At 74.0% G+C, this 3217-nt stretch carries 3 protein-coding genes; 1 reads left to right on the plus strand and 2 read right to left on the minus strand.

The annotated features are described in order from the left end of the window. A partial coding sequence (locus tag AB0J52_RS33545) for a sensor histidine kinase (protein WP_500186886.1) occupies window positions 1–1322 on the minus strand: 1322 nt, incomplete at its 3' end. 230 nt (window positions 1323–1552) lie between these two features. On the opposite strand from AB0J52_RS33545, the gene AB0J52_RS33550 reads away from it, so the two are divergent. Continuing rightward, complete coding sequence (locus AB0J52_RS33550; protein ID WP_500186887.1) at window positions 1553–1840, plus strand: hypothetical protein; 288 nt, start codon at window positions 1553–1555, stop codon at window positions 1838–1840. A 183-nt stretch (window positions 1841–2023) separates the two neighbouring features. On the opposite strand, the gene AB0J52_RS33555 is transcribed toward AB0J52_RS33550, so the two are convergent. Next, on the minus strand, window positions 2024–3217 hold a 1194-nt coding region (locus AB0J52_RS33555), incomplete at its 5' end, for an extracellular solute-binding protein (protein WP_500186888.1).

Raw genomic sequence — 3217 nt, forward strand, 5'->3', positions numbered from 1 at the left:
ACCGCGATCTCCCGCGCGATTGGCAGGCCGAGGCCGCTGCCGCCGGCGTCCCGGCTGCGCGCCGCGTCCAGCCGGGTGAAGCGGTCGAAGATCCGCTCGCGCTCGTCCGGCGGGATGCCCGGGCCGTCGTCGGCGACGGTGAGCACGGCGCGCCCGTCCCGCGCGCGGACCGTCACCGCCACCTTGGACACCGCGTGCCGGTCGGCGTTGGCCAGCAGGTTCACCAGGACGCGGACGAGCTGGAGCCGGTTGCCGAGGACCATGACGCCCGGCTCGGCGTCCATCACGACCGGGACCCGCGGCTCGCGCCGCCGGACCTCCGTCCGCGCCAGTTCGCCGAAGTCCAGTTCCTCCCGGTCGGGCACGACACCGGAGTCCAGCCGGGCCAGGGCGAGCAGGTCGTCCACGATCTGGTGCAGCCGCTCGGCGTCGCGCAGCGCGTCCCGCATCGTGCCCAGCAGGTCGGTGTCAGCGGGGTCGTCCAGCGCCAGCTCCAGGCGGGTACGCAGGCCGGTGAGGGGGGTGCGCAGCTCGTGCGAGGCGTCGGCGACGAACCGGCGCTGCTGGACGACCGCGCCCTCCAGCCGGCTCAGGGTGGCGTTCACGGTGGCGGCGAGCCCGGCGATCTCGTCCTCGGTGTCCGGCACCGGGACGCGCCGGGACAGGTCGGACGCGGTGATGTCGGCGAGCCCCTGCTCGATCCGGCGGACCGGGCGCAGCGCGCGGCCCACCGCGCGCCACACCCCGACCGCGACCAGCGCGAGCACCGCGGCGCAGAGCGCCCCCAGCACGAGCTCGGCGGCGAAGCTGCCGACGAACCACGGCTCCGGGACGGCCGCGTACACCATCACGTCGCCGTACGCGGACACCACGTCGTACCCGACCACGACCGCGCAGTCCTCGCCGAGGCGCTTGTTGCCGCAGACCCGGACGTCCACGCGGGTGTCGGCGGCCGACGGACGCCGGGTGGTCATCGGCGGCTCGCCGGACAGCGCCGCGGACGCGGCCACCACCCGGCCGGTCCGGTCGTCCACGATCTGGATCGCGAGCGAGCGCCCCTCCGGCGGGACGGGGTCGGCGAGCCGGCGCCCGGTGGCGGCCACGGCGACGCGGCGCGCGGCCTGCGCGGCCTCGTCGTGCACCTCCGAGCGGGCGACCCACTGGAGCATGAACCCCGCGGCGGCGACCAGCAGGACCAGCAGCAGGCCGGTGCCGAGGGAGGCGGCCACCGTGACGCGGGCGCGGATCGAGCGCGGGCGCGGCGGCCGGACGCCTCTTCGCCGAGGCGCCTCCCCCGCAGGCGCGATCACCTCGTGCCGCATGCCTCCTTTCTAAGCCGAGGGCGTCCAACAACCGGCAAAGTGGTGTCCTCGGCCGCGCCAGCGCGGTCCGCGCTTTACCGGATGCCGACGTCCGCAACAGAACTCGACACGGCAAAGCGGGAGATCGCCGCACGGATGCTTTGCCGCCACTTGCACCGGGCGTATCCGATACAACACAATCGGCGATCTATAACTGAAGTTACGTGATCCCGACTCCCGCCACGGGGGGAATGGCAATGGTTCCGCAGGGCGAGCTGAGGTTCGATCCCAGCGCGCTGAGCGCCGCGCAACGCGAGGGCGACGCCTGCGTCGTCTGCCACAAGAGGTGGCCGCGTCCGCGCGTGCGCGTCGGTCGTCTGCCGGACGGCCGGGAGGTGGTGGCGTGCGACGACTGCGCGCCCGTCCTGCCGGTCCCGGGCATGCGGCCGAGGCCGACGCGGACCGACGGAGAGCGGGACACGGATGCCGAAGGACCGGTGGTGGAACCGGCGTCGGCGACGGCGGCGGCCTTCGAGTAGGCCACCGCCTGCTGGAGATCTCTCCAGGAGAGGGTGACCCGGAGATTCGGGGGGAGATCCGGGACACCCCGAGAAGGCGCGCCCGGCTGGGGGCGGTCGGGCGCGCCGCCCCTCCCCCCTTCGCGGCCTTGCGCGGCCCTTGCGGCTCGGACTCTGTGAGCCTCGCGGACCAGGCCCCGCGGATCAGGCCTTCGCGGCGAGCACCTCGTCCCAGCGGCGCACCCACTCGGTGTAGTCCGTGCAGGGCGTGTCGCCTCCGTCGCCGCCGCTCTTGGCGCACGTCTTCGCCGGGGTGTGCGCGAACAGCACGCGGTCGATGAACCCGCGGTCGCCCACGTGGTAGGCGTTGCAGAACGCCGCCTTCAGGCGGTCGCCGGAGCACGCCTGCGGGTTGGCGGGCGCGACGCCGTTCCACTCGGCCACCTGCTGCTGGACGTCCGGCGAGGCCGTCCACTGCAGCCACTGGTAGGTGCAGTTCGGGTGCGCGGCGCGCGCGCCGATCATCCAGCCGGTCATCCATCCCGACACGCCGTCGGACGGCCCGACGCCCTGCACCGGACGGCCCGCGCGGGTCAGCACGTCCACCTGGTAGGGCCACGCCTCGCCGAGCACGGCGTTGGTGACCTGGCCCTGGAGGTTCGGCCGCCCCCCGGCGAACAGGCCGACCGCGTCGGAGGTCTGGCTCCAGTACTGCGCGACGTACGGCCGCTGCCGCTTGAGCAACTTCACTGCTGCGTCGAGTTGCTTCGGGGTGAGCGAGTACGGGTCGCGGATCTTCAGCGAGCGCTGGTGGGACCGCAGGTACAGGGCCGCGTCGGAGATGGTCAGCGGGGAGTCGCGCATGACGACCTTGCCGCCGAACCGGCGCACCTGGGCGGGGTCGAACAGCGCGCCCCAGCCGGTCGGCGCGGGCACCTGCTGCGTGTCGTACATGATCAGGTTGAAGCCCCAGGTGAACGGGACGGCGTAGGACTTCGTGCCGTCCTTGCCGCGCAGCAGCGTGCGCAGCTTCGGCTCCAGCCTGCGGTAGCCGTCCACCAGGTCGGGGTTGACCGGGGCCACGTCGCCGTCGGCGATCAGCTGCCCGGCGATCTCGGGCGGGGCCGCGACGCCGTCGTAGCGGCGGCCCTTGTTGTGCATGAGGTCGCGGGCCTCCTGCGGGGTGCGCACGACCCGCCAGCCGACCTTGCAGCCGGTGCGCTCCTCGAACGGGGTGACCCAGTCGACCCGCGGGTCGCTGCCGCCGTTCTCCATCTGGCCGGGCAGGGTGACCAGGTTGAGCGAGCCCTCGCCCTTGCCGAGCGCGGTCGCCATCCGGACCGTCCCGGTGTCGTGGGACTCGCCGCTGCACGCCGCGAGCGCCGAGACGGCCAGGCC

The sequence above is a fragment of the Spirillospora sp. NPDC049652 genome, from assembly GCF_040675125.1.
GTDB lineage: Bacteria > Actinomycetota > Actinomycetes > Streptosporangiales > Streptosporangiaceae > Spirillospora.